The sequence below is a fragment of the Streptomyces sp. NBC_00400 genome (genome assembly GCF_036048035.1).
GTDB lineage: Bacteria > Actinomycetota > Actinomycetes > Streptomycetales > Streptomycetaceae > Streptomyces.
Map to the genome: position 1 here is coordinate 6,234,912 of NZ_CP107940.1, position 23,044 is coordinate 6,257,955.

Consider the following 23,044-nt stretch of genomic DNA (forward strand, 5'->3'; position numbering starts at 1 on the left):
AGAGCAGGGGCTGAAGGTCATGGTGGTCGACGACCACCCGATGTGGCGGGACGCGGTCGCGCGGGATCTGGCGGAGGCCGGGTGCGAGGTGGTCGCGACGGCCGGTGACGGCCTCCAGGCGGTGCGCAGGGCGCAGGCCGCGGGGCCCGATGTGCTGGTCCTGGACCTCAATCTGCCGGGGCTGCCCGGTGTCCGGGTGTGCCAGGAACTGGTCGGTGCCAATCCGGCGCTGCGGGTGCTGGTGCTCTCCGCGAGCGGGGAGCACGCCGATGTCCTGGAGGCGGTCAAGTCCGGGGCGACCGGCTATCTGCTGAAGTCGGCGAGCACCGACGAGCTGCTGGACGCGGTGCGGCGCACGGCCGCCGGTGATGCGGTGTTCACCCCGGGCCTGGCCGGTCTGGTACTCGGCGAGTACCGCAGGCTGGCGACCGAACCGGCCCCGGCGGCGCCCGACGAGGTGGGCGCACCCCAGTTGACGGACCGGGAGACCGAGGTGCTGCGCCTGGTCGCCAAGGGACTCTCGTACAAGCAGATCGCCGAGCGGCTGGTGATCTCGCACCGCACGGTGCAGAACCACGTCCAGAACACCCTCGGCAAGCTCCAGTTGCACAACCGCGTGGAGCTGGTGCGCTATGCGATAGAGCGCGGCCTCGACGAGGGGTGAAGCGCGGCCTCGACGCGGGGGAAGCCGCGGCCTCGACGAGGCGTGACCGGGGCGCTCGCCGTCCGCCCCGGCCGCCACCCGGAGGAAGCCGCCCGTACGGGTGAACGCCCCCTGCCAACTCCCCGGTAAATCACGGACATCGCCGTTTGCCCCATCCCGGAGTGACCCAGATCACCATTAGCGTGACCGGCGTCGGCTCACACACGGCCGTGCGCGGCCACTGTCGGGAGGTAGGTGAAGCAGCGATGCGGGTCGGAGTACTGACCGGCGGCGGCGACTGCCCGGGTCTGAACGCAGTGATCAGGGGTGTCGTCCGCAAGGGCACCCAGGAGTACGGATACGAGTTCGTCGGCTTCCGGGACGGCTGGCGCGGGCCGTTGGAAGGCGACACGGTCCCGCTGGACATCCCGGCGGTGCGCGGCATCCTGCCCCGCGGCGGCACCATCCTCGGCTCCTCGCGGACCAACCCCTTCAAGGAGAAGGACGGTGTCCGCCGGATCAAGGAAACGCTCGCCAAGCAGGAGGTCGAAGCGCTGATCGCGATCGGCGGCGAGGACACCCTCGGCGTCGCCGCCCGGCTCTGTGGCGAACACGCCGTCCCCTGCGTCGGCGTCCCCAAGACCATCGACAACGACCTGTCCGCCACGGACTACACCTTCGGCTTCGACACCGCCGTCGGCGTCGCCACCGAGGCCATCGACCGGCTGCACACCACCGCCGAGTCCCATATGCGGGTGCTGGTCGTCGAGGTGATGGGCCGGCACGCCGGCTGGATCGCGCTGCACTCCGGCCTCGCCGGCGGCGCGAACGTCATCCTCATCCCGGAACAGCGCTTCGACATCGAGCAGGTCTGCCGGTGGATCGACTCCCGCTTCAAGGTCCGCTACGCCCCGATCGTGGTCGTCGCCGAGGGCGCGATGCCCAAGGACGGCCAGATGGTGCTCAAGGACGACTCCACCGACTCCTTCGGGCATGTCCGGCTGTCCGGGGTGGGGGAGTGGCTGGCCAAGGAGATCGAGGCGCGGACCGGCAAGGAGGCGCGGACGACGGTCCTCGGGCACACCCAGCGCGGCGGTACGCCCAGCGCCTTCGACCGCTGGCTGGCCACCCGCTTCGGGCTGCACGCCATCGACGCGGTCCGCGACGGCGACTTCGGGAAGATGGTCGCGCTGCGCGGCACGGACATCGTCCGGGTGCCGATCGCGGAGGCGACCGCACGGCTGAAGACCGTCGATCCGGCGCGCTACGCCGAGGTCGGTGTGTTCTTCGGCTGAGCCGGCCGTCGCGGGTGTCCGTGACCCGGGCGCCCGCACCTCGTGACCGTCACTCGTGACCCGGCGCCGTGACCCGGAGCCTCCCGCCGCCGTCCCGGTCTCCGGGCGGCACCCGCAGGCGAGGGGTCGTATATTCGCCGTATTCGCCCTATGTGCTGCATGCGGCATACGCGATATATCCGGCCCCTCGCCCCTGGGCGGGGCGCACCACCGGCGGGAGAACCGGGAGAGCTCGTGGAGATCGTCGCCTTCGGGGTGCAGGCCGATGAGCGGCCGTACCTGGAGAAGGCCTTCGCCGGCCGCCATCAGGTCCGCAGCCTGGAGGTCTTCCTCAACCGCGACACCGCGCCCATCGCCCGCGGCTACGAGATCGTCAGCTCCAGCGTCAACGGTGACCTGGGCGCGGACGTCCTGCAGACCCTCGCGGCCGGCGGGACGAAGCTGATCGCCCAGCGCTCCACGGGCTTCCACAACATCGACCTGGAGGCCGCGGCCGACCTCGGGATGAGCATCGGCCGGGTCTCCTGCTACTCCCCCTACGCGGTCGCCGAATTCGCCTGGGCGCTGGCGCTGGCCGTCAACCGGCGGATCGTCCGGGCCACCACCCGCACCCGTAACTTCGATTTCCGGCTGGACGGCCTGATGGGCCGCGATCTGCGCGGGCGGACGGCGGGGGTGCTCGGCACCGGCAAGATCGGCGAGGCGTTCACCCGGATCGCCCACGGCTTCGGGATGAACCTGCTGGGCTGGGACCTCGTCGAGAATCCGCACTGCACCGCGCTGGGCATGCGGTACGTCCCCCGGGAACGGCTGCTGGCCGAGGCGGACCTGATCACCCTCCATCTCCCGCTGGTGGACGGGACCCGGCGGATCGTCGACGCCGCGGCGCTGGCCGCGATGAAGGACGACGCGATCCTGGTCAACTCCAGCCGCGGCGGGCTCATCGACACCGAGGCCCTTGTCGACACGCTCAAGGCCGGCCGGCTCACCGGTGTCGGCCTGGACGTCTACGAGGAGGAGGCCACCTTCTTCTTCTTCGACAAGTCCCTGGACATCATCGACGACGACAGCCTCGCCCGCCTGATGACCTTCGGGAATGTGCTGGTCACCTCGCACCAGGCGTACTTCACCGAGGACGCGGTCGGCCAGATCGTCGCGGCCACCGTGGCCAACGTCGAGGACCACCTGGCCCACCGCACCAACGAGAACATGCTGGTCACACGAGGACAGCTGCCAGCAGCTGCGCGGTGACCGAGGCGCCGTCCAGGGTCAGCACCGACTCCGGGTGGAACTGCACACCGGCGAAGCCCGGGCCGCGCAGGGCATGCACCTCACCGCTGTCCGCGTCCCGGCTCAACTCCACCCGGTGCATGGCGAGTTCGGCCGCCGTGGTGTCGTCGCAGCGGGCCGTGAAGGTGTTGTAGAAGCCGACGGTCTCCGGGCGGCCGAAGAAGTCGATCCGCTCCTGCGCGCCCTGGCAGGGCACCTCCTTGCGGACGATCTCCAACCCCAGCTCGGCGGCGAGCAGTTCATGCCCCAGGCAGACCCCCAGCAGACCGTCACGGTGCCCGGCGACCAGCTCGGCGGTGAGCGACCGCAGAAAGCGCATCTTGGGGTCGGTGGCGTCCGAGGGGTTGCCCGGCCCCGGGCCCAGCACGACCGGGCCCCGGTGCGCGCGGGCGGCCTCGCGCAGCCCCGGCTCGTCGAAGCGGCGCACGGTGACGTCCAGCCCCGAGGTGCGCAGCAGATGCGCCAGCATCGCGGTGAAGGTGTCCTCCGCGTCGATGACCAGCGCGTGCCCGCTCAGCGCGGCGATCGGTGCGGTGGTCTGCATCCGCAGCCAGAAGGGCGCGAGGCCGGCGCGGCGGGCGTCCAGCGCGGCCTGCACCCGGGGGTCGTCGGTCAGTCGCTGCCCGCGGCCGGCGCCCGCCGTCCGCGCGGGCGCCGGCCGTACCCCCAGCGCGCTCAGCACCCCCGCGGCCTTGGCGTGCGTCTCAGCGACCTCGCTGCGCGGGTCGGAGGCGCGGACGAGGGTGGCGCCGACCGGTACCCGCAGTCGGCCGTCCGCGGAGATGTCGGCGGTACGGATCAGGATCGGCGAGTCCAGCGTCTGCGCGCCGCCCGCGTCCCGGCCGATCAGTGCCAGCGCCCCCGCGTAGTAGCCGCGGCCCCGCCCGCCGGCGTCCGCCGGCTCGTACCGTTCGATCACCCGGCAGGCGTTCTGCACCGGCGACCCGGTGACGGTCGCCGCGAACATCGTCTCCTTCAGCACCTCGCGCACATCGAGGGTGGAGCGGCCGCGCAGTTCGTACTCGGTGTGCGCGAGGTGCGCCATCTCCTTGAGCCGGGGCCCGATCACCACCCCGCCCCTGTCGCCGACGGTGCACATCATCTTCAGTTCCTCGTCCACCACCATGGACAGCTCCTCGGCCTCCTTGCGGTCGTCGAGGAACGCCAGCAGGCTCTCGGCGGTGGGGCCGCCCTCCGGGTAGCGGTAGGTGCCGCTGATCGGATTCATCACGACCGTCCCGGCCGCCCGTCCGCCGTCCCCGGACGGGGGCTCATCCGGCCCGCTCCTGGCCCCGGTCATCCGGACGTGCACCTCGGGGCTGGCGCCCACCAGGGTGTGCACCCCGGGGCGGTGCACCACATACGTCCAGTACGCGCCGCGCTCACCGGCCAGCAGCCGCCGGAACAGCGCCAGCGCGCCGGCCGACGAGAAGTCCTCGACCGTGCCCTCGAACGTCCTGCGGATGACGAAGTTCGCGCCCTCGCCGGTGCCGATCTCGTCCAGTACCACCCGCCCGACGATCTCGGCGTAGGCGTCGTCGTCCACATCGAACGCCCCGTCCGTCACCCGTACCTCCTGCACGGGCAGCGCCGCCAGCACCTCGTCGAGCGGCAGCTCCGCGCTCTCGCGGGGGCGTAGCACGGCCAGCGGTGTGCCGTCGTCATGGGCTCGGAAGCCGCGCTCGCGGATCTGCCGGAACGGGATCAGCGCGAGTGCGTCGGTCACCGGCGCGTGCGGCACCCCCTCGCCCAGCGGGATGTCGGCCAGCCGCCCGACCTCGTCGACCTCACCGATCAGCACCTCGACGGTGGGGGAGGCCGCCTCCCGCCCGGGCGTGCGGCGGTGGAGCAGGGCGAACGGCGGGCAGGCGGGGTCGAGCAGCCGCCGGACGAGTGCGGCGGCGTCCGGGCGGGCGGCGGGTGGCTCGCGGTGCATGACGGGGTTCCTTCCGGGAGAGGAGGAACGGCCGCCGCAAAAGGCTGAAGGCCGCCCCTCGGGCGGCCTTCGCGAAGTGTGTGGTGTGCGCGCGAATCAGTGGGCCGCCGGATGAGCGGTCCACCACCAGTTGCTGTTGATCGCCGGTCGCGTGCACATGGGGGGAACCCTACCGGACCGTCCGAGTGCAGTGCGTCTCAAAGTCCGGATACCGGAACGGACAGCCTCGCGGGACCCCGTAATGTGGGCAGTGTGACCGTGAACGCTGAAACCCACGCCGGTGGACACACCTGGCGAGACCTGCCCGCGGCGCAGCAGCCTGACTGGCCGGACCAAAAGGCTCTGCGCGATGTGATCGCGGAGCTCGAGTCCTATCCGCCGCTCGTCTTCGCGGGCGAGTGCGACCAGCTGCGCGAGCGCCTGGGAGCGGTCGCCCGTGGTGAGGCGTTCCTGCTTCAGGGCGGCGACTGCGCGGAGGCCTTCGACGCCGTATCCGCCGAGCACATCCGTAACAAGCTCAAGACGCTCCTCCAGATGGGCGCCGTCCTGACCTACGCCGGGTCCGTCCCGGTGGTCAAGGTCGGCCGGATCGCCGGCCAGTACAGCAAGCCGCGCTCCAAGCCCACCGAGACCCGCGACGGGGTGACGCTGCCGACCTACCGCGGCGACTCCGTCAACGGCTTCGAGTTCACCGAGGCGGCCCGGATCCCGGACCCCGAGCGGCTGAAGCGGATGTACCACGCCTCCGCGGCGACCCTGAACCTGGTGCGCGCCTTCACCACGGGCGGCTACGCCGACCTGCGGCAGGTGCACGCCTGGAACCAGGACTTCGTGAAGTCCTCGCCCTCCGGACAGCGCTACGAGGCGCTGGCCCGCGAGATCGACCGCGCGATGAACTTCATGAACGCCTGCGGGGTGGACCCGGAGGAGTTCCGCACCGTCGAGTTCTTCGCCTCCCATGAGGCGCTGGTCCTGGACTACGAGTCGTCGCTGACCCGTGTCGACTCGCGCACCGGCAACCTCTACGACGTCTCCGGCCACATGGTCTGGATCGGCGAGCGCACCCGTCAGCTCGACGGTGCGCACATCGAGTTCGCCTCGCGCATCCGCAACCCCCTCGGCGTCAAGCTGGGCCCGACGACCACTCCCGAGGACGCGCTGACGCTCATCGAGCGGCTCGACCCGGAGCGGGAGCCGGGCCGGCTGACCTTCATCACCCGCATGGGAGCGGACAAGGTCCGCGACAAGCTCCCCGAGCTGGTCGAGAAGGTCACCGCCTCCGGCGCGCAGGTCGCCTGGATCTGCGACCCGATGCACGGCAACACCTTCGAGGCGGCCTCCGGTCACAAGACCCGGCGCTTCGACGATGTGCTGGACGAGGTCAAGGGCTTCTTCGAGGTCCACAAGAGCCTCGGCACGCACCCGGGCGGCATCCACGTCGAGCTGACCGGTGACGACGTCACCGAGTGCGTGGGCGGCGGCGACGAGATCTTCGTCGACGACCTCCACCAGCGCTACGAGACCGCCTGCGACCCGCGGCTCAACCGCAGCCAGTCGCTCGACCTGGCCTTCCTGGTGGCGGAGATGTACCGCGACCAGTGAGCCGGTCGGCCGCTGACCTGCGCTGACGGTCAGGGGCACAACGAAAGTGGGGCGCGGATCCTGTGATCCGCGCCCCACTGCGTTGTGCCGCCCCCGCCGGGGCAGGTAAGGTAAGGGTTACCTCACCCAAGATCAGCCGGAGGGATGAGGTGACTCCACGGAAGGTGAAGCCGCGTGTACGTCTGCTCCTGCTTCGGGATCACCGAGCAGCAGGTCCGTGAACACGCGGACACGGGCGCCTGCACGCCCCGGCAGATCGCCTCCGCCTGCAAGGCCGGCACCGACTGCGGCGGCTGCGTCAAGCGCATCCAGTCCCTGCTCGGCCGGGGCGCCTGTCCCCGCCGGGAGCTCATCGACAGCGGTGTGCCCGAGCCGCTGGGCGCGGAGGCGGACGCCGTGGGGCCCGCGGCGCTTTCGGAGGCCGCGTAGCCCGGAGGACCGACGGGGATCTCCCGCGGCGGCTCCGTGGAAGGCGCAGGGTGGGCATCCGGCCGCTCGCTCAGCTCGGCTGCTCGATGACCTGGGCGATGTAGAGCGCTTCTCCGAGCTTCTCCACCAGCTCCAGCTGGGTGTCGAGATAGTCGATGTGGTGCTCCTCGTCCGCGAGGATGTCCTCGAAGATATTCGCCGAGGTGATGTCGCCCTTGTTGCGCATGAGCTCGATACCGCGCTTGAGGCGGTCGATGGCCTCGACCTCGATCTGCCGATCGGCCTGGAACATCTCCGTGACGGTCTGGCCCACCCGTACGTGGAACAGCCGCTGGTAATTCGGCAGAGCTTCCAGGAAGAGAATCCGGTCCGTCAGAATCTCTGCGTGCTTCATCTCGTCGAAGGACTCTGAGCGGGTGTACTTCGCGAGCTTCGTCCAGCCGAAGTTCTCCTGCATCTTGGCGTGCAGGAAGTACTGGTTGATCGCGGTGAGCTCGGCGGTCAGCTGCTCATTGAGGAATTCGATGACCTCGGGGTCGCCCTGCATGGCTGCGGGCTCCTTCCACGCGAGAACTGGGCAGGTGCCGCATCCTCGCACCGCCCGGAGCAGGGCGTCCAGTAAGTGCACGCTTAGTGCGAGTTGCCCGAATCCCTCCCTCCCTGGTCATCGGCACCCCTTCCGGTCTGACACCATGGAGGGCATGGGTCAGCCGGAAAGCCGCGAAGAGGAGCATCCTCAGCTGCCTCCGGGGCAGCGGTTGCAGCGGGGCTGGCCGGTGACGCATTACGGGCCGGTGCCGAAGTTCCGCGCCGAACGCTGGGAGTTCCGCGCATTCGGCGCCACCGCCGACGACGCGAAACACTGCTGGTCGCACGAGGAATTCACGGCACTGCCGTACGCCACGGTCGTTGCCGATATGCACTGCGTAACGAAATTCAGCATGCTGGGAGCCGAATGGGGCGGAGTGCGCACCCGAACGATCCTCGAACTCGCGCCGCCGGCCCCCGATGTCACCCATGTCATGGTGTGGGCCGAGTACGGCTTCAGTTCGAATGTACCGATCGAGGATTTCGCCGCGGAGAAATGCCTCTTCGCCACACACCGCTCGGGTGAACTCCTCACCGCGGAGCACGGCTTCCCGGTCCGCCTGATCGTTCCGCACCTGTACGCCTGGAAAGGCCCCAAGTGGGTCCGCGGCATCGAGTACATGCGGGCCGACCGCCGCGGCTTCTGGGAGGAACGCGGCTACCACAACCTGGGCGACCCCTGGCGGGAGCAGCGCTACTCGTACCAGGAAGAGCCCGGGGACGGCCCCGAGCTCTGATCCCGGCGCCCCGGACGGGGCTCAGGCCCCGCGCAGCTCCTTGAGCCGGGCCACGTCCGCCGCATGCCCCTCCTTGCCGCCCGGGGTCTCGACCACCAGCGGCACACCCTCCGTCGCCGGGTGCCGGAACAGCTCGCCGAACGGCTCCGCACCGATGTGACCTGCGCCGATGTTCTCGTGCCTGTCCTTGTGGGCACCGACAACGTCCTTGGAGTCATTGGCGTGGATCAGCTTCAGCCGGCCCTCGCCAGCGACCTCCACCAGCTCGTCCAGCAGCGCCTTCGTGCCGCCCGGCGCCGCCATGTCGTGCCCCGCCGCGAACGCATGACAGGTGTCGAGGCAGATCCCCAGCTTGGGGTGCCGGTCCAGCGCGTCGAAGTACGGACCGAGATCTTCGGCCAGCGCGCACAGCGACGCCCCCTGCCCGGCCGTCGGCTCCAGCAGCAGCCAGGGGTCGTCCGGGTGCGTCAGCTCGTCGAGCAACGGCCGCATCCGCTCTCTGACCTGCGCCATCGCCGTCTCGCGCGGCCGCCCGCCGGTCGCCGAACCGGTGTGCACGACCACGCCCAGCGCGCCGATCTCCCGGCCGCGGCGCAGCGAGTGGCGCAGCGAGGCCACGGACTTGTCGACGGTCGCCTCGGTGTGCGAACCGAAGTTGATCAGATACGGCGCATGGACATACGCCGGAATCCCCTCCTCGGCGCAGGCCGCCCGGAACGCCTCGTCCTGTCCGGGGCTGCCGGGCAGCGTCGCCCAGCCGCGCGGATTGGCCACAAAGACCTGGACGACCTCGTCGCCCATCTCCCGGGCGTAGGGAAGGCCGGTCTTGGCCAGGCCGCCGGCCACCGGAACATGGCCGCCGACCGGGTTGCGTGCACGGGCGCGCTGCGCGTCGCCCTCGGGGAAGGTACTCACCCTCCCAGGGTGCCAGGTGCCCCACGCCCGCCGGACGGCAGCCGTGGGGCACGGACGGCGGGTCCTACAGGGCTCCCTTGAGCTCGATGGTGATCGTGCCGCCCTTCGGCGCCTTCTTGCCGGGGTCGACGGACTGGCTGTCGACCGTGTCCTGCGGGAACAGCAGCGGCTTTTTCACCTCGACCTGGAAGCCCAGATCCGTCAGCTGCTTCTTGGCGTCATCGACGTTCTTGCCGGTGACATTCGGGACGGCGATCATCTCCGGACCCCTGGAGAGCGTGAGGGTGACCGTGTCGCCCTTGCCGAGCTTCTTCCCCTCGGCCGGGGTCTGCCGGGCGACGGTGCCCTTGTCCTGGGTGGAGAACACCGGCTCGTCGGCGAAACGCACCTGGAAACCGGCCTCGCGCAGCGTGTTCGCCGCGTCCGCGCGGTCGCTGCCGAGCACGCCGGGGACCTCGACCGCGCTGCCACGGCTGACCGTCAGCCCCACGCCCGTATCGGGCCGCCGCTTGGTCCCGGCAACCGGGTCCGTACGGATCACCGAGCCCTTGGCCACCTCGTCGTTGAACTCCCGGGTGACGGCGGCCGGCACCAGCCCGCGGTCGCGCAGCTTGCGCTTGGCGTCGGCGACCGGGGTGCCGGACAGGTCCGGGACCTCGACGATCTCCGGTCCGCGGGAGATCGTGACGGTGACCGTGCCGGTGCCACGGATCCGCTTGCCGTTCGCCGGATCCGTCTTCATGACGTGGCCGCGCTCCACGTTCGAGCTGAAGCCGCGCACCACCTTCACGCCCAGGCCGTCGTCCCGCAGGGTCTTCTCGGCCTTGGCCTGCGTCATCTCCAGCACCGCAGGGACGGTGGTGAACTGGCCGTCGGTGATGTACCAGACGCCCGTGCCGACCCCGAGGATCAGCAGGACGGCGGCGATGACGGTGACGAGCGGCCGCCGCCGGAGCCCGCGGCGGGGTGCCTCCTCGGCGGGCACCGGCCGCAGCCGGGTGGTCTGCTCGGAGGCCGTCGGTACCTCCAGCCGGCTGGTGCGGTTCAGCTCCGCCTCGCCGGCCCCCGGCAGCGCTGCGCCATCGGTGCGGGGTATCACGTCCGTACGCGCGAAGTCATCGCCCCTGCCCCCAGCGGCCAGGTCCCTGGCCTCCGGCGGTACGACGTCCAGCTGGGCGTCGGTCAGCTGTGCCCGGGCCTCCTGCGCCCGGGACAGCAGCACCACCGCGTCCTGCGGACGCAGCTGCGGCTCGCGGGCACAGGCCAGCGCGACCAGCTCGTCCAGCTGCGGTGCGAGACCGGGCACCAGCCCGGACGGCGGCAGCACGTCCTCGTGCAGATGCTGGTAGAGGATCTGCGCCACGGAGCCACCGGTGTGCGGCTTGCCGCCGGTCAGCATCTCGTAGAGCACCACACCGCAGGCGTAGACATCGACCCGGGCGTCCGCGGTGCCGTGCTCCAGCTGCTCGGGAGCGAGGTAGGAGACGGTGCCCAGGACGGAGCCGGTCGAGGCGGTGGTGTTGGTGTCCACCGCCCGCACCAGACCGAAGTCGGCGACCTTGACCCGGCCGTCGTCGCCGATCAGGACGTTCTCCGGCTTCATGTCGCGGTGCACCAGCCCGGCGCGGTGCGCGGCCCCCAGGGCGGCCAGGATCGGCTCCAGGATGTCCAGCGCGGCCCGCGGCTGCAGGGCGCCCCGCTCGCGCAGCACATCGCGCAGCGTGCAGCCGGCCACGTACTCCATGGCCAGATACACGTACGTACCGTCCGTGCCCTGGTCGAAGACGCCCACCACATTCGGATGCGACAGCCGCGCGACCGACTTCGCCTCGCGGATGAAGCGCTCGACGAACGCCTCGTCCGTGGCGAGACCCGGGTGCATCACCTTCAGCGCGAGCACGCGGTCGAGCCGGGTGTCCATGGCCTGGTAGACCGTGGCCATACCGCCTGCGGCGATGCGCGCCTGGACGCGATAACGGCCGTCGAGCAGCTGGCCCACGAGCGGGTCCTGAAGGGTGGTATCCACGGCAGACGAGTCTAACGTTCCGCTGCGCTTGGGTTTTGGCCCACGTATTTGGCTGGCCCGCCGTGGGGGTTTCTCGCCGTTGCGCCTGGCGGCGGGCGGGTCCGCTGCGCTTTGCCTCCGCCCGTTTTTGGCTTTTCCGCCGTTGCGCCTGCGCCTGGCGGCGGGCGGGGTCCGCTGCGCGGGGCGGGTCCGCTGCGCGGGGCTGTCGGGGTGCGGTGACGGGCCTGCGCGGGTGGGTGTCCGGACTGCTTCGCTTTACGTCCGGACACCCACCCGCTCCGGCCCGTCCCCTCCCGTTGGAGGGTGGGAAAAGGCCGGTGGGAGTGAGCGTGGGTGGTCCGGTGCTGCTCATGGAACACGTGGAAATGCCTACGACCGTGGCCCACCCCCACCCACATTCACTTACTCACCCACGGGAGGGGACGGGCCGGAGGGGCAGGGGTGTGGGACGTAAAGCGAAGCAGTCCCACACCCCTGCCCCGCAGGCCCGTCACCGCACCCACAGCCCCGCGCAGCGGACCCCGCCCGCCGCCAGGCGCAACGGCGGGAAAGCCAAAAACGGGGCGGAGGCAAAGCGCAGCGAAACGGCGGGAAAGCCAAAAACTCAAAAGGCCGGCCGCTCAAGGTCAAGCTCTGCCACGCCCTCCGTCGGCGACGACGCCAACGCGAAGTGACGTCGTGGGATGCGTCCCGCGCGAAACGCCAGGCGGCCCGCCGTGACGGCGTGGCGCATGGCGGAGGCCATCAGTTCGGGTTCCTGGGCGCGGGTCACCGCGGACGCCAGCATCACCGCCGCGCAGCCCAGCTCCATGGCCAGGGAGACGTCCGAGGCCGTTCCGGCGCCCGCGTCGAGGATGACGGGGACGCCGGCCCGCTCGGTGATCAGCTGGAAGTTGTGGGGGTTGCGGATGCCCAGGCCGGAGCCGATCGGCGAGCCCAGCGGCATGATCGCGGCGCAGCCCGCGTCCTCCAGTTTGCGGGCCAGCACCGGATCGTCGTTCGTGTAGGGCAGCACGGTGAAGCCGTCGTCCACCAGGGTCTCGGCGGCGTCCAGCAGCTCGATCGGGTCGGGCAGCAGGGTGCGCTCGTCGGCGACCACCTCCAGCTTGACCCAGTCGGTGCCGAGCGCTTCCCGGGCGAGCCGGGCCGTGAGCACCGCTTCGCCCGCGGTGAAGCAGCCCGCGGTGTTCGGCAGCACCTTGATCTTGTGCCGCTCCAGTACGGACAGCACCGAGCCCTGCACGGTCGGGTCCAGCCGCCGCATGGCGACCGTGGTCAGCTCCGTACCGGAGGCGAGCAGTGCCCGCTCCAGGACGTCGAGGCTGGGTGCGCCACCGGTCCCCATGATCAGGCGGGACGCGAAGGTGGTGCCGGCGAGGGTGAGGGGGGCGGGGTCACTGCCCGCGGCGTGGCCGCCGTCGGATGCGGGGGCCGTTCCCCGGAGCGCTGCGGTGTCGGTCATGTCTGCGGATCAGCCTCCCTGGACCGCGGTGAGCACCTCGACGCGGTCGCCGTCGGCGAGCAAAGTGGCGGGCCACCGGGTACGGGGCACCACGGTCTCATTGACCGCCGCGGCCACCCCGGCGGGCGCCTGGGACAGCGTCGCGACGAGCCGTTCGAGGGTCAGGCCGGCGGGGATCTCGCGGGGCTCCCCGTTGACGGACACCGAGACGGTGGGGGCGGGTGGGGCGGCGTTCATACGGGCTGCTCCTGTGGGGCACGGGTGCGCTCGGGTCCCGGCGCGGCGAGGGGGGTCCCCCCGGGCCGTTCAGGCGTGGGGGAGAAGCGCGCGGGGGAGAAGGGGCGGGCCTCCTCGGGAAGGAGGCCGGTGGCCAGTACCTCGGCCATCGCGTCACCGGTGACGGGGGTGAGCAGTACCCCGTTGCGGAAGTGGCCGGTGGCGAGGTGGAGGCCGGGCAGTGCGGTCGGCCCGAGCATCGGGGCGTTGTCGGGGGAGCCGGGGCGCAGTCCGGCGCAGGTCTCGACGAGCGGGAGCTCGGTGATGCCGGGGACCAGTTCATGGGCGTCGCGCAGCAGCTCGTAGACCCCGCCGGCGGTCACGGTGGTGTCCCAGCCCAGTTCCTCGCTGGTGGCGCCGATGACCAGTTCGCCGCTCTCGCGCGGGACCAGGTAGAGCGGGCCGCCGCGGACGACCGCCCGTACGGTGCGGGAGAGGAAGGCGGGGCTGCCGGCGGGCATCTCCGGCAGCCGCAGCCGCAGCACCTGGCCCTTGACGGGGCGCACCTGCGGCAGCACCTCGTCGGGCACGCCGTCGAGCCGTCCGCTCCAGCTCCCCGCGGCCAGCACGACCTGGCCGGCCGCCACCCGGGTGCCGTCGGCGAGTTCGGCGCCGGCGGCCCGGCCGCCGGCGACCGTCAGCCGTACGGCCCGGCTCCGGTGGAAGGCCACCCCGGAGCGCTCACAGGCGGTTGCCAGCGCGCTCGCCAGGCGGCGCGGATCGACCTGGTGGTCGCCGTCCACCCGCAGGCCGCCGCGTACCCCGGGGGCCAGCATCGGCTCCAGGCGCCGGCACTCGCGTCCCGTGAGCCACTGCGACTCCAGCCCCGAGCGGGTCTGCAGGGCGTGCAGTTCGCGCAGGTGGGCGCGGTCGTCGGCGTCCAGCGCGACGGCCAGGGTGCCGCACCGCCGGTAGCCGACGGGCAGTCCTGCGGCCTCCTCCAGCTCTTCGACGAAGCGGGGGTAGCGCCGGGCGGAGGCGAGGTTGAGGCCCAGCAGGGTCTGCTCGCCGTAGTGGAGCTCGGTGACCGCGGCCAGCATCCCGGCCGCGACCCGGGCGGCGCCGCCCCCGGGCGCGGGGTCGGCCACCGCGACGCTCAGCCCGCGGACGGCCGCCCGCCAAGCGGTGACCAGGCCGACGATGCCGCCGCCGATGACCAGCACATCAGGGCTCTGCGGCGTGGGTTGTGATCGTGTGGCAGCTGCGTGCATGGGCATCCAGCCCCTCCCTTCGCCGGCATGACCCGGATCAGGTTCGTACGGTCGGAGGCCGGCCAGCCTCCCTCTCAGCCCGGTGCGCCCGGGCTCCCGCGAGTGCGTGTATCCGTCACCCTAATACGGGGCCGCGAGGCGGCGTAAGGCAGCGCCCCGGCCTCCCGGGGGCCCGTGCCCCGGGCCGCCCGGACGGTGACGCTGTGTCAGAGATCTCCTTGCGCGCTGCTGCGAGCCGCCTCACACCCCGTCCTAGAGTGATCGGGTGAGCGAGCAGAGCAAGTCCTCCCAGGCCCCTGACCGCACGCCGCACGTCGTGATCGCCGGCGCCGGAATCGCGGGGGTGCAGACCGCGGTCGCCCTGCGCGAACAGGGCTGGCCCGGCGCGATCACGCTCCTCGGTGACGAGCCCCACCAGCCCTACGACCGTCCTCCGCTGTCCAAGGCGGTACTGCTGGGCAAGGCCGAGGGCTCCACCTTCGACGTCGATTTCGCCGCGCTCGGCATCACCCTCCACCTCAGCCGCCCGGTCACCGGCCTGGTGCCGGACGCCCATGTGATCGAGACGGCCGGGGGCCCGGTCCCCTACGACTACGCGGTCCTGGCGACCGGCGCCGAGCCGGTCGTGCTGCCCGGCAGCGAGGGACTGCCCGGCGTCCATCTGCTGCGCACCCTGGACGACGCCGAGCGGCTGCGGCCGGTGCTCGCCGCCCAGCACGAGATCGTGGTCGTCGGGGCCGGCTGGATCGGTGCCGAGTTCACGACCGCGGCGCGCGAGGCGGGCTGCGCGGTCACCGTCGTCGAGGCCGCCGACCGCCCGCTGGCCGGTGCGCTGCCCGCCGAGGTCGCCGCCCGTATGACCGGCTGGTACGCGGACGCGGGCGCGGAGCTGCGCACCGGCGCCCGGGTCGCCTCCGTCACGGCGGGCGCGGTCACCCTCGACGACGGCACGGTGCTGCCCGCCGACGCGGTGGTCATCGGGATCGGCGCCCGCCCCGCGACCGGCTGGCTGGCGGGCTCGGGCGTCGAGCTCTCGCCGCGGGACGGCTCCGTACTGGCCGACGAGCAGCTGCGCACCTCCGTGCCCGATGTCTACGCGGTCGGCGACTGCGCCTCCTTCCCGTCGGCCCGCTACGGCGCCCGCCTGCTGATCCACCACTGGGACAACGCCCTCCAGGGCCCGCGCACGGTCGCCGAGAACATCGCCCGCGGCGAGGCGGAGGGGGTGGCCTACGACCCCGTCCCGTACTTCTGGTCGGAGCAGTTCGGCCGGTTCGTGCAGTACGTGGGCCACCACGGGGACGCCGACGAGCTGGTCTGGCGCGGTGACCCGGCCGGGGCCGCCTGGTCGGTGCTCTGGCTGCGCAGTGAGGGGGGTCTGCGCGAAGCGGAGTCGGATCGGGGCGATGGCGGGCGGCGGGCGGGACGGCTCGTCGCGCTGCTGGCCGTGGGGCGGCCCCGGGACCTCGCCCAGGGACGCAAGCTGATCGAGCGGGGCGTCGCCCTGGACCGGGAGCGGGCCGCGAATGCGTCGGTGCCGCTGAAGGCCGCAGCGCTGTAGCCGGGCGCCGGGAGCGCGGTGGCCGGCCGGGCGCCGGCCGTCACCCTCCGGTGTGCAGCAGGCCTCTGATGGCGATGCCCGGCTACCGGCTGTCAGTGGGAGGTGGCAGGCTTGTCCTGTGACCGAGATTGACGCAAACATCGATGGACTCGTCCCCGCCTGGCTCACCCTCCCCGACATCGCCGAACAGCTCGGCGTCGAGGTGACGCGGGTCCGGCAGCTGGTCAAGGAGGGCCAGCTGATCGCGGTGCGCCGCGGCGAAAACCGGGCGCTGCACGTGCCCGCCGATTTCATCCAGGACGACAAGGTGGTCAAGGGCCTCGTCGGCACCCTCACCCTCCTCAAGGACGACGGCTTCACCGACGAGGAGATGCTGGAGTGGCTGTTCACCCCGGATGAGAGCCTGCCCGGCACGCCCGCCCAGGCGCTGCGCGAGAATCGCGGTACGGAGGTGAAGCGCCGGGCCCAGGCGCTCGCCGTCTGACGCCATGACGCGGCCCGCACTGTGCCGGCAGCCGCACCAGCATCCGTAACCGCATCCGCGGGGCGTACGGACCGGAAGGCCCGGCCCGTACGCCCCCGACCTGGGGGGAAGCCGCCCGATGACCACCGCACGCCCGGCTCTGTCCGATGCCCGGCTCTACCTCTGCACCGACGCCCGCCGGCGTCAGGGCGATCTCCCGCAGTTCCTGGACGCGGTGCTCGCCTCGGGTGTGGACATCGTCCAGCTGCGGGACAAGGGCATGGAGGCCGGCGAGGAGCTGCGGCATCTGGAGGTCTTCGCGGACGCCTGCCGGCGGCACGGCAAGCTGCTCGCGGTCAACGACCGCGCCGATGTCGCCCACGCGGCGGGCAGCGAGGTCCTGCATCTCGGACAGGGCGATCTGCCGGTCCCGGCCGCCCGCGCCCTGCTGGGCCCGGACGTCCTCATAGGCCGCTCCACCCACGCCGAGGCCGAGGTGGACGCCGCACTCACCGAACCCGGTGTGGACTACTTCTGCACGGGCCCCTGCTGGCCGACCCCCACCAAGCCCGGCCGCCACGCCCCCGGCCTCGACCTGGTCCGTTACGCCGCGGCCCGCGCCCCCGAGCGCCCCTGGTTCGCGATCGGCGGGATCGACGCCCGGAATCTGGACGAGGTGCTGCAGGCGGGCGCCCGCCGGATCGTGGTGGTCCGCGCCCTCACGGAGGCGGACGATCCGGGAGCGGCGGCCGCCGCACTGGCCCGGCGCATCCGGACCTGGGACGCCCCGGAGGCCCCGGACGCCTCCGCACCGTCGCGTCCGGCCCGCGAGGCCGGATGACCGAGTGGCGGGTGACCGGGTGACCGGCGTCACTGTGCGCGGTGCCGAGCACCGGGCCGTCTGCTGACGTCCGGGCGACCGGAAAATGTCCACCCAGTGGACATCAACCCGGCCAACCAGGCATTACGCCCGACGCGGTTGGTGTGGGCCCGGCCGGTGGTTAACCTGCCGGTATGGCCCTAGGTACAGCTTCCACCAGGACTGATCGCGCACGCACGGTGCGCGACCTGCTTGCTTCCGGCAAGCAGTCGTATTCGTTCGAGTTCGCCGCCCCCAAGACGGAGAAGGGCGAGCGGACGCTGTGGAACGCCATTCGCCGCATCGAGGCCGTCTCGCCGACGTTCGTCTCCGTGACGTACGGCGCCGGCGGCACCTCCCGTGACGGCACGGTGCGCGCCACCGAGCGCATCGCCACCGACACCACCCTGACCCCGGTCGCCCACCTCACCGCGGTCAACCACTCCACGGCCGACCTGCGCAACATCATCGGCCAGTACGCCGACGCCGGGATCCGCAACATGCTCGCGCTGCGCGGTGACCCGCCCGGCGACCCGATGGGTGAGTGGGTCAAGCACCCCGACGGCATCGGCTACGCCGCCGACCTGGTCCGGCTGATCAAGGAGTCCGGCGACTTCTGCGTCGGCGTCGCGGCCTTCCCCGAGATGCACCCGCGCTCGGCGGACTGGGACACGGACGTGGCGCACTTCGTCGACAAGTGCCGGGCCGGTGCGGACTTCGCCATCACCCAGATGTTCTTCTACCCCGAGGACTACTTCCGGCTGCGGGACCGTGTTTCGGCGGCGGGTTGCTCGACGCCGATCATTCCGGAGATCATGCCGGTCACGAACGTGCGCCAGATCGAGCGGTTCGCTCAGCTCAGCAACGCGGCCTTCCCGCCCGAGCTGGCCGAGCGGATCCTCGCCGTCAAGGACGACCCGGCGGCGGTACGCTCCATTGGTATCGAGTACGCAACGGACCTGTGCGCACGCTTGATGGCCGAGGATGTTCCCGGGTTGCACTTCATTACCCTGAACCACTCCACGGCGACCCTGGAAATCTACGAGAATCTGGGACTGCACCAGCAGTCCTGATCACGGTGGCCGGCGAGCGGCGGAAGAGGGGCGTATATGGGCTGGACGGTCCTCTACATCGCGTTCGGCCTGGTGGCACTGTGGCTGTTGGGTGAGGTCCTGCTCCAGAACAAGGCGCGGCTGCGCTGGCGGCTGCTGGCCTTCGCCGGCTTTCTCGGTGTGGTCGTCGGTGTCATCATCCCGTCAATACTCGTGATCGGGCTGGGACTTGTCGCCTTCGCCATCGGGCAGACGAATGTGACGCTCTCCTTCCGTCGCGGCTTCACCACCGGCTGGGCCCTGCGCAGCAAGCCCGGGGCCGGGGCGTCCGGCGACAGCGGCCGGCGCCGCCGGGCCCGCCCGTCCGGACCGCCGCCCGCCGAACCGACCCTGGAGGTCTCCGGCCTGGAGGCGGTGGCGCCCACCGAGGCACCCGGCCGGGCCGGCGACGGGGGCCCGGACACCTTCGAGAGCACCGGCGGCTTCCAGCGGGTGGACCCCTATGCCGGGCAGGAGGCCTTTGCCGGGCAGGACACCTTTGCCGGGCAGGGCTCCTACGGCGGACCCGGTACCCCCGCGGGTCAGGACGGCTTTGCCGCGCAGGACACCTTCGTTGCGGGGCAGGAGGCCTTTGCCGCGCAGGAGACCGTGGTCGGGCAGGGCTTCTACGGCTACACCCCCGGCGACGACTACCGCGGCCAGGACCCGTACCAGGGGCAGCAGCAGAATCAAGACGCTTACGCCACCCAGGCGTTCGCCGTCCAGGACGACTTCGCGCGGGCCGACACCACCGCCGTCTACGCCCCCCAGCCGATGCCCGAGGAGACCGGCCAGTACGGCGTCTACAGCCCCGACGCCCGTGGCCAGCAGCCCGGTTACGGCGGCTACGACGCTGCTGCCGGTAACGGCAACGGCAACGGCTATGCGTACGGCGGCGGTTACGATCAGACCGGAGCCGGCCAGGACCCCTACGCCGACCCCTACGCCGACCCCTATGCGGCCTACGGCGACGGCCAGGGCCAGCAGGCGCCGTACACCGACCCGTACCTCGGCGGCCAGCAGTACGCCCCGTCCTACGACCCCTACCAGCAGGCGGACCCCTACGCCTCCTCTCCCTACGCGGCGCAGCAGTACGACGCCCAGGGGCAGCCGCTCGGCCAGGGATACGGCGAGACCCCGCCCGGTGGCGTCTGGGTCCCCCAGCAGCGCGATGCCGAACTCCCGCCCGAGCAGCCCTACCCGCCCTACCAGCAGCCGGGGTACGACGGGCAGCAGTACCGCTACTGAGCGGACGGACGCACGGCCGGCGGCGCCGCGCGCCGCGACGGCCCGCCGGGGCACCCCCGCCGGAGCAGCCCCGTCCCGCCACTCAGGTGGAGCCGTGCCAGTCGTCGCCGTTCACGATCAGGCCCGCGACGATCGCGCCCGACATCCCGGCATGCGCCGGTCCGCCGCCCGGGTGCGACCAGCCGCCGACCGCGTAGAGCCCCGGTATCCGGGTGCGGTTGCCGGGCCGCAGAAAGCGGCCTTCCCGGCCGGCCAGCGCCGGTCCCGGCACCGGTCCGTCCGGCGCCGGCGGCAGCACCTCCCGCCACAGCATCCGCTCCCGCAGCCCGGGAACCGCGGCCTCGGCGCTCTCGGTCATCCACTCCGCGCAGGCCTCCGCGGCCTCCCCGCCCGGCCGGTCGGCCGGGCCGGGCACGGCCACCGTCGCGGTCAGGGTCACCGCCTCATGCGCGTCGTCCGGCCGGGTCGCCGGATCGTCCGGGCGCAGCACCGTCACCGTGGGCCGGGCACCAGGAGGCCGCGGCCCGGAGCCGTCGCCGAACACGCCCGCCAACTCGGCCTCGCGGTCCGGGGCATGGACCACCGTGCGGTGCACGGCATCCGCGGGGCGCGCACCGCGCAGTGCCAGACAGACCGTGAGCCGTCCGGTGCCCCGGTCACCCGGGCCCAGGGCGGGACGCACCTCGTCGGCACCCCACGGCTCCCTGCCCCCGCAGAGCTCCACCAGGCGCACCGGATCGATGCCCGCGACCACGAACTCGGCCTCCTCCACCCGGCCGTCGGCCAGCTCCACGCCCGCCGCCCGGCCGTCCTTCTCCACGATCGCGGTCACCGCCGTGCCGAAGCCGAACTCCACCTTGCGCGCCAGGCACCGCTCGTACAGCGCCCCGGCCAGCGCCCGCATACCGCCGCGCGGATACCAACTGCCGAAGGTCTGCTCCATGTACGGCAGCACGACGGCGCTGGCCGGGGCGCTGCGCGGGTCGAAGCCGTACGCCAGCGCATGGCTCTCCAGCAGCGCGGTCAGCCGGGGGTCGGCCAGCTCCCGGCGGGCCACCTCGGCGAGGGTGGCGGTGGTGGGGCCCTTGCCCCGGCCGAACAGCCCACGCCTGCGCACCGCCGGATACGGATCGCGCCCCAGCACCCGCCAGTCCTGCCACAGCGGCTCCTCCAGGAGCGGGCGGCGGGTGGCGTCCCAGGCCTCACGGGCGCGGCCCATCAGGTCGCTCCAGCGTTCACCGCGGCCCGCGCCCAGCGCCTCGTCCAGAGCCGCCAGCACCCCGGCCCGGGAGGCGTTCGGCAGCGAGACGGCCGTTCCGTCGGCGAAGACATGCCGGCTCGCGGGGTCGACCTGGGACAGCTCGACGCAGCTCTCCAGCGGCTCGCGGCCGGTCTTGAGGAACAGATCGCGGTAGACGGCCGGCAGATGCAGCAGGCCGGGGCCCGTATCGAAGGCGAAGCCGTCCCGCTCCCGCCGTTGCAGCGCGCCGCCATGGGTCGCGCCGCGCTCGAACACCGCCACCCGGTGGCCCGCGACGGCCAGCCGGGCAGCGGCTGCCATCGCGCCCATCCCGGCGCCGATCACCGCAATCCGTGCCATGCCTGCGACTTTATCCGGACCCACTGACAACGCCCGCACGGCCGGGGACCCGGCCCGGCAGCGGCCCTGCCGCCGCCGGGGCGGCAGGCCGTCAGAATGCCGGGGGCAGCGCCTCGCCTGCCGCGGCCAGTCGCTTCTCCTCGCGCCGCTGCCGACGGCGCCGCAGGTACCGGCGGATCCGCGACCACAGGAACACCACCAGGGCGATCCCCGCGGCCAGCAGCGCCGCCGCGATGACCGCAGCGGCCACCGGATGGAACACCGCGAAGACGATGATCCCGGCGACGCCCAGATCTTCGGCGAGGCTCAGCACGATGTTGCTGGCCGGCTCCGGCGAGGTGTTGACCGCGATCCGGGTGCCGGCCTTGACCAGATGGCTCAGCAGCGCCGTGGAACCGCCCACCGCACCCGCCGCCAGCTCGGGCAGCGAGCCGTTGTGGCCGGCCAGCAGCGCCGCCACGACGGCGCCGGCCACCGGCCGGATCACCGTGTGGACCGCGTCCCAGACCGAGTCGGCGTACGGGATCTTGTCGGCGACGGCCTCGCACAGGAAGAGCACCCCGGCCACGATCAGCACATCGGGTCGCTGCAGCGCCGCGGGCACCTCGTCGGTGACGCCGGTCGCGCCGAGCAGGCCGAAGAGCAGGACGACGGCGTAGGCGTTGATCCCGCTCGCCCAGCCACTGGTGAAGACCAAGGGAAGTACGGACACGCGGGAAAGCGTAGGCCCCGGCCGGGGGCCGGTGCGCAGAAACGCAGGCTCCGGCTGGGGGCCGGTGCTCAGGATTGAGTATCCGTACTCAGACGCCGAGATGAGTAGGTACGCGGATGGGCCGGCACCCGCCCGGAAGGAAGAGTGGGGACCACGGAAGGGAAGCGGCGCCGCACCGCCGACACGGGGCGGCGGAGCGGCGCGGCTCCCGGACGTGACGGGGGAACACGGGGGAAGCACGGGGGAGTACGGGGGAAGCGCTGTCCTGGTCGGATCGATGGGGGAACGATCCGCGCCAGGGCAGCGCACTCTTTTGTGCGGGCCCCGGGGGAAGGCGGTGCGCGCCGTACCCGACCACTGCGGCGCGCACCCGCTGCCTCCCCCGGGCGACCCGCCCGGGCTACGAGAGACGGCCGCTGACCCGCCCCTGGAGCAGTCGCGACAGCGCCGCGTGCACCTCGTCGATCGACCGCTCCGGCTGGTAGGACTGCCAGTCCAGGGCGGCCACCAGCACCATCCCGAACAGCGCCGACGCGGTCAGCGGGATGTCGATCTCCTCGCTCAGCTCGCCGCCCGCCACCGCCTCGCGCAGCACGTCCTCCACCACGGTGATGGCCCGCTCGCGCACCCCCATCAGCGTCGACTGCCAGGCCCGGTTGGTGCGCCACAGCTCGGCCACGTAGAGCTGGGTGAGCGCCGGGTAGCGGGAGATGAAGTCCAGCCCGGCCCGGATCATCGCGTCCAGCGCGTCGATCCGGCTGCCACCCCGGCCGGTGACCTCCTCCGCGGCCGCCTGCAGGGAGGTCGTCAGCATGTCGATGCCGTGCCGCAGCAGCTCTTCGAAGAGCACGTTCTTGCTGGCGAAGTTGTAGTAGACCGTGCCCTTCGCGACGCCCGCCCGCTCGGCGATCTCGTCCACCGTGGTGGACGAGAAGCCCTGTTCGGCGATGAGCGTGACCGCGGCCTCGAAGAGCTTGCGCCGGGTGGCGTCGCGGCGTGTATTGGAGCTGTCCATGGGGGCGATTGTGCCGGTCCCCGGGGATCGGTGCGCGGCGCGGCGAGGGGACCGCCCGGCGTGCGGCTCCGGGGGAAGCGCCGGC

The 23,044-nt window shown here is 72.2% G+C and carries 21 protein-coding genes and 1 riboswitch; of the genes, 11 read left to right on the plus strand and 10 right to left on the minus strand.

Translation table 11 applies throughout. The features are described 5' to 3' along the window. Positions 1-19 precede the first annotated feature (19 nt). The 3 genes from OHS81_RS27290 to OHS81_RS27300 all read left to right on the plus strand — a co-directional run bounded on the left by OHS81_RS27290 (position 20) and on the right by OHS81_RS27300 (position 3,189). Positions 20-664: a response regulator transcription factor gene (locus OHS81_RS27290; protein ID WP_328391451.1), complete on the plus strand. Its 645-nt coding sequence runs from the start codon at positions 20-22 to the stop codon at positions 662-664. A 245-nt stretch (positions 665-909) separates the two neighbouring features. After that, on the plus strand, positions 910-1,938 hold the full coding sequence (locus OHS81_RS27295) for a 6-phosphofructokinase (protein ID WP_328387402.1): 1,029 nt from the start codon (positions 910-912) through the stop codon (positions 1,936-1,938). Positions 1,939-2,172: 234 nt separating this feature from the next. Further along, positions 2,173-3,189 (plus strand): 2-hydroxyacid dehydrogenase, encoded by a 1,017-nt coding sequence (locus OHS81_RS27300; protein WP_328387404.1) that lies wholly within the window; start codon positions 2,173-2,175, stop codon positions 3,187-3,189. On the opposite strand, the gene OHS81_RS27305 is transcribed toward OHS81_RS27300, so the two are convergent. Then, the gene (locus OHS81_RS27305; RefSeq protein ID WP_328387406.1) at positions 3,155-5,164 is read right to left on the minus strand and encodes a chorismate-binding protein; all 2,010 of its coding nucleotides are present in this window, start codon (positions 5,162-5,164) and stop codon (positions 3,155-3,157) included. The genes OHS81_RS27300 and OHS81_RS27305 overlap by 35 nt on opposite strands. A 252-nt stretch (positions 5,165-5,416) precedes the next feature. Between OHS81_RS27305 and OHS81_RS27310 the strand changes: the two genes are divergently transcribed. Continuing rightward, complete coding sequence (locus OHS81_RS27310; RefSeq protein WP_328387408.1) at positions 5,417-6,766, plus strand: class II 3-deoxy-7-phosphoheptulonate synthase; 1,350 nt, start codon at positions 5,417-5,419, stop codon at positions 6,764-6,766. 174 nt (positions 6,767-6,940) lie between these two features. Next, positions 6,941-7,195 (plus strand): (2Fe-2S)-binding protein, encoded by a 255-nt coding sequence (locus OHS81_RS27315; protein WP_328387410.1) that lies wholly within the window; start codon positions 6,941-6,943, stop codon positions 7,193-7,195. A 70-nt stretch (positions 7,196-7,265) separates the two neighbouring features. Here the strand turns inward: OHS81_RS27315 and bfr are convergent, their stop codons facing one another. Next, positions 7,266-7,742 carry a bacterioferritin gene (gene bfr / locus OHS81_RS27320; RefSeq protein ID WP_311626815.1) on the minus strand — a complete coding sequence of 159 codons (477 nt, stop codon included), beginning with the start codon at positions 7,740-7,742 and terminating at the stop codon, positions 7,266-7,268. A 154-nt stretch (positions 7,743-7,896) separates the two neighbouring features. Between bfr and OHS81_RS27325 the strand changes: the two genes are divergently transcribed. Continuing rightward, positions 7,897-8,520 (plus strand): sulfite oxidase-like oxidoreductase, encoded by a 624-nt coding sequence (locus OHS81_RS27325; RefSeq protein ID WP_328387419.1) that lies wholly within the window; start codon positions 7,897-7,899, stop codon positions 8,518-8,520. Between the two features lie 21 nt (positions 8,521-8,541). Here OHS81_RS27325 and OHS81_RS27330 read toward each other — a convergent pair whose 3' ends face one another. The 5 genes from OHS81_RS27330 to thiO all read right to left on the minus strand — a co-directional run bounded on the left by OHS81_RS27330 (position 8,542) and on the right by thiO (position 14,410). Beyond that, positions 8,542-9,435, minus strand: coding sequence for a deoxyribonuclease IV (locus OHS81_RS27330; protein WP_328387421.1), 894 nt, complete (start codon positions 9,433-9,435; stop codon positions 8,542-8,544). A 64-nt stretch (positions 9,436-9,499) separates the two neighbouring features. After that, positions 9,500-11,461: a Stk1 family PASTA domain-containing Ser/Thr kinase gene (gene pknB, locus OHS81_RS27335; RefSeq protein WP_328387423.1), complete on the minus strand. Its 1,962-nt coding sequence runs from the start codon at positions 11,459-11,461 to the stop codon at positions 9,500-9,502. 604 nt (positions 11,462-12,065) lie between these two features. Beyond that, complete coding sequence (locus OHS81_RS27340) at positions 12,066-12,923, minus strand: thiazole synthase (protein WP_328387425.1); 858 nt, start codon at positions 12,921-12,923, stop codon at positions 12,066-12,068. A 9-nt stretch (positions 12,924-12,932) separates the two neighbouring features. After that, complete coding sequence (gene thiS, locus OHS81_RS27345) at positions 12,933-13,160, minus strand: sulfur carrier protein ThiS (protein ID WP_328387427.1); 228 nt, start codon at positions 13,158-13,160, stop codon at positions 12,933-12,935. Continuing rightward, complete coding sequence (gene thiO, locus OHS81_RS27350; RefSeq protein WP_443058873.1) at positions 13,157-14,410, minus strand: glycine oxidase ThiO; 1,254 nt, start codon at positions 14,408-14,410, stop codon at positions 13,157-13,159. Before thiO ends, thiS begins: the two co-directional genes overlap by 4 nt. After that, positions 14,408-14,520: riboswitch (TPP riboswitch) on the minus strand. It overlaps the preceding gene by 3 nt. A 155-nt stretch (positions 14,521-14,675) precedes the next feature. Here thiO and OHS81_RS27355 point away from each other — a divergent pair. The 5 genes from OHS81_RS27355 (at position 14,676) to OHS81_RS27375 (ending at position 19,632) form a co-directional block, all read left to right on the plus strand. Continuing rightward, entirely contained in the window at positions 14,676-15,971 is a 1,296-nt protein-coding gene (locus tag OHS81_RS27355) for an NAD(P)/FAD-dependent oxidoreductase (RefSeq protein ID WP_328387431.1), read from the plus strand. Positions 15,972-16,089: 118 nt separating this feature from the next. Continuing rightward, positions 16,090-16,455: an Rv2175c family DNA-binding protein gene (locus OHS81_RS27360; RefSeq protein WP_030086548.1), complete on the plus strand. Its 366-nt coding sequence runs from the start codon at positions 16,090-16,092 to the stop codon at positions 16,453-16,455. A gap of 118 nt (positions 16,456-16,573) precedes the next feature. After that, positions 16,574-17,275, plus strand: a complete 702-nt coding sequence (gene thiE, locus OHS81_RS27365; RefSeq protein ID WP_328387434.1) for a thiamine phosphate synthase — start codon at positions 16,574-16,576, stop codon at positions 17,273-17,275. A 173-nt stretch (positions 17,276-17,448) separates the two neighbouring features. Next, positions 17,449-18,366 carry a methylenetetrahydrofolate reductase [NAD(P)H] gene (gene metF, locus OHS81_RS27370; protein ID WP_328387436.1) on the plus strand — a complete coding sequence of 306 codons (918 nt, stop codon included), beginning with the start codon at positions 17,449-17,451 and terminating at the stop codon, positions 18,364-18,366. Positions 18,367-18,402: 36 nt separating this feature from the next. Then, positions 18,403-19,632, plus strand: coding sequence for a hypothetical protein (locus OHS81_RS27375; protein WP_328387438.1), 1,230 nt, complete (start codon positions 18,403-18,405; stop codon positions 19,630-19,632). 82 nt (positions 19,633-19,714) lie between these two features. Here OHS81_RS27375 and OHS81_RS27380 read toward each other — a convergent pair whose 3' ends face one another. The 3 genes from OHS81_RS27380 to OHS81_RS27390 all read right to left on the minus strand — a co-directional run bounded on the left by OHS81_RS27380 (position 19,715) and on the right by OHS81_RS27390 (position 22,959). After that, on the minus strand, positions 19,715-21,232 hold the full coding sequence (locus OHS81_RS27380; protein ID WP_328387440.1) for a phytoene desaturase family protein: 1,518 nt from the start codon (positions 21,230-21,232) through the stop codon (positions 19,715-19,717). A 91-nt stretch (positions 21,233-21,323) separates the two neighbouring features. Next, on the minus strand, positions 21,324-21,944 hold the full coding sequence (locus OHS81_RS27385) for a DUF4126 domain-containing protein (RefSeq protein ID WP_328387442.1): 621 nt from the start codon (positions 21,942-21,944) through the stop codon (positions 21,324-21,326). Positions 21,945-22,344: 400 nt separating this feature from the next. Further along, entirely contained in the window at positions 22,345-22,959 is a 615-nt protein-coding gene (locus OHS81_RS27390; protein ID WP_328387444.1) for a TetR/AcrR family transcriptional regulator, read from the minus strand. Between the last annotated feature and the right edge of the window lie 85 nt (positions 22,960-23,044).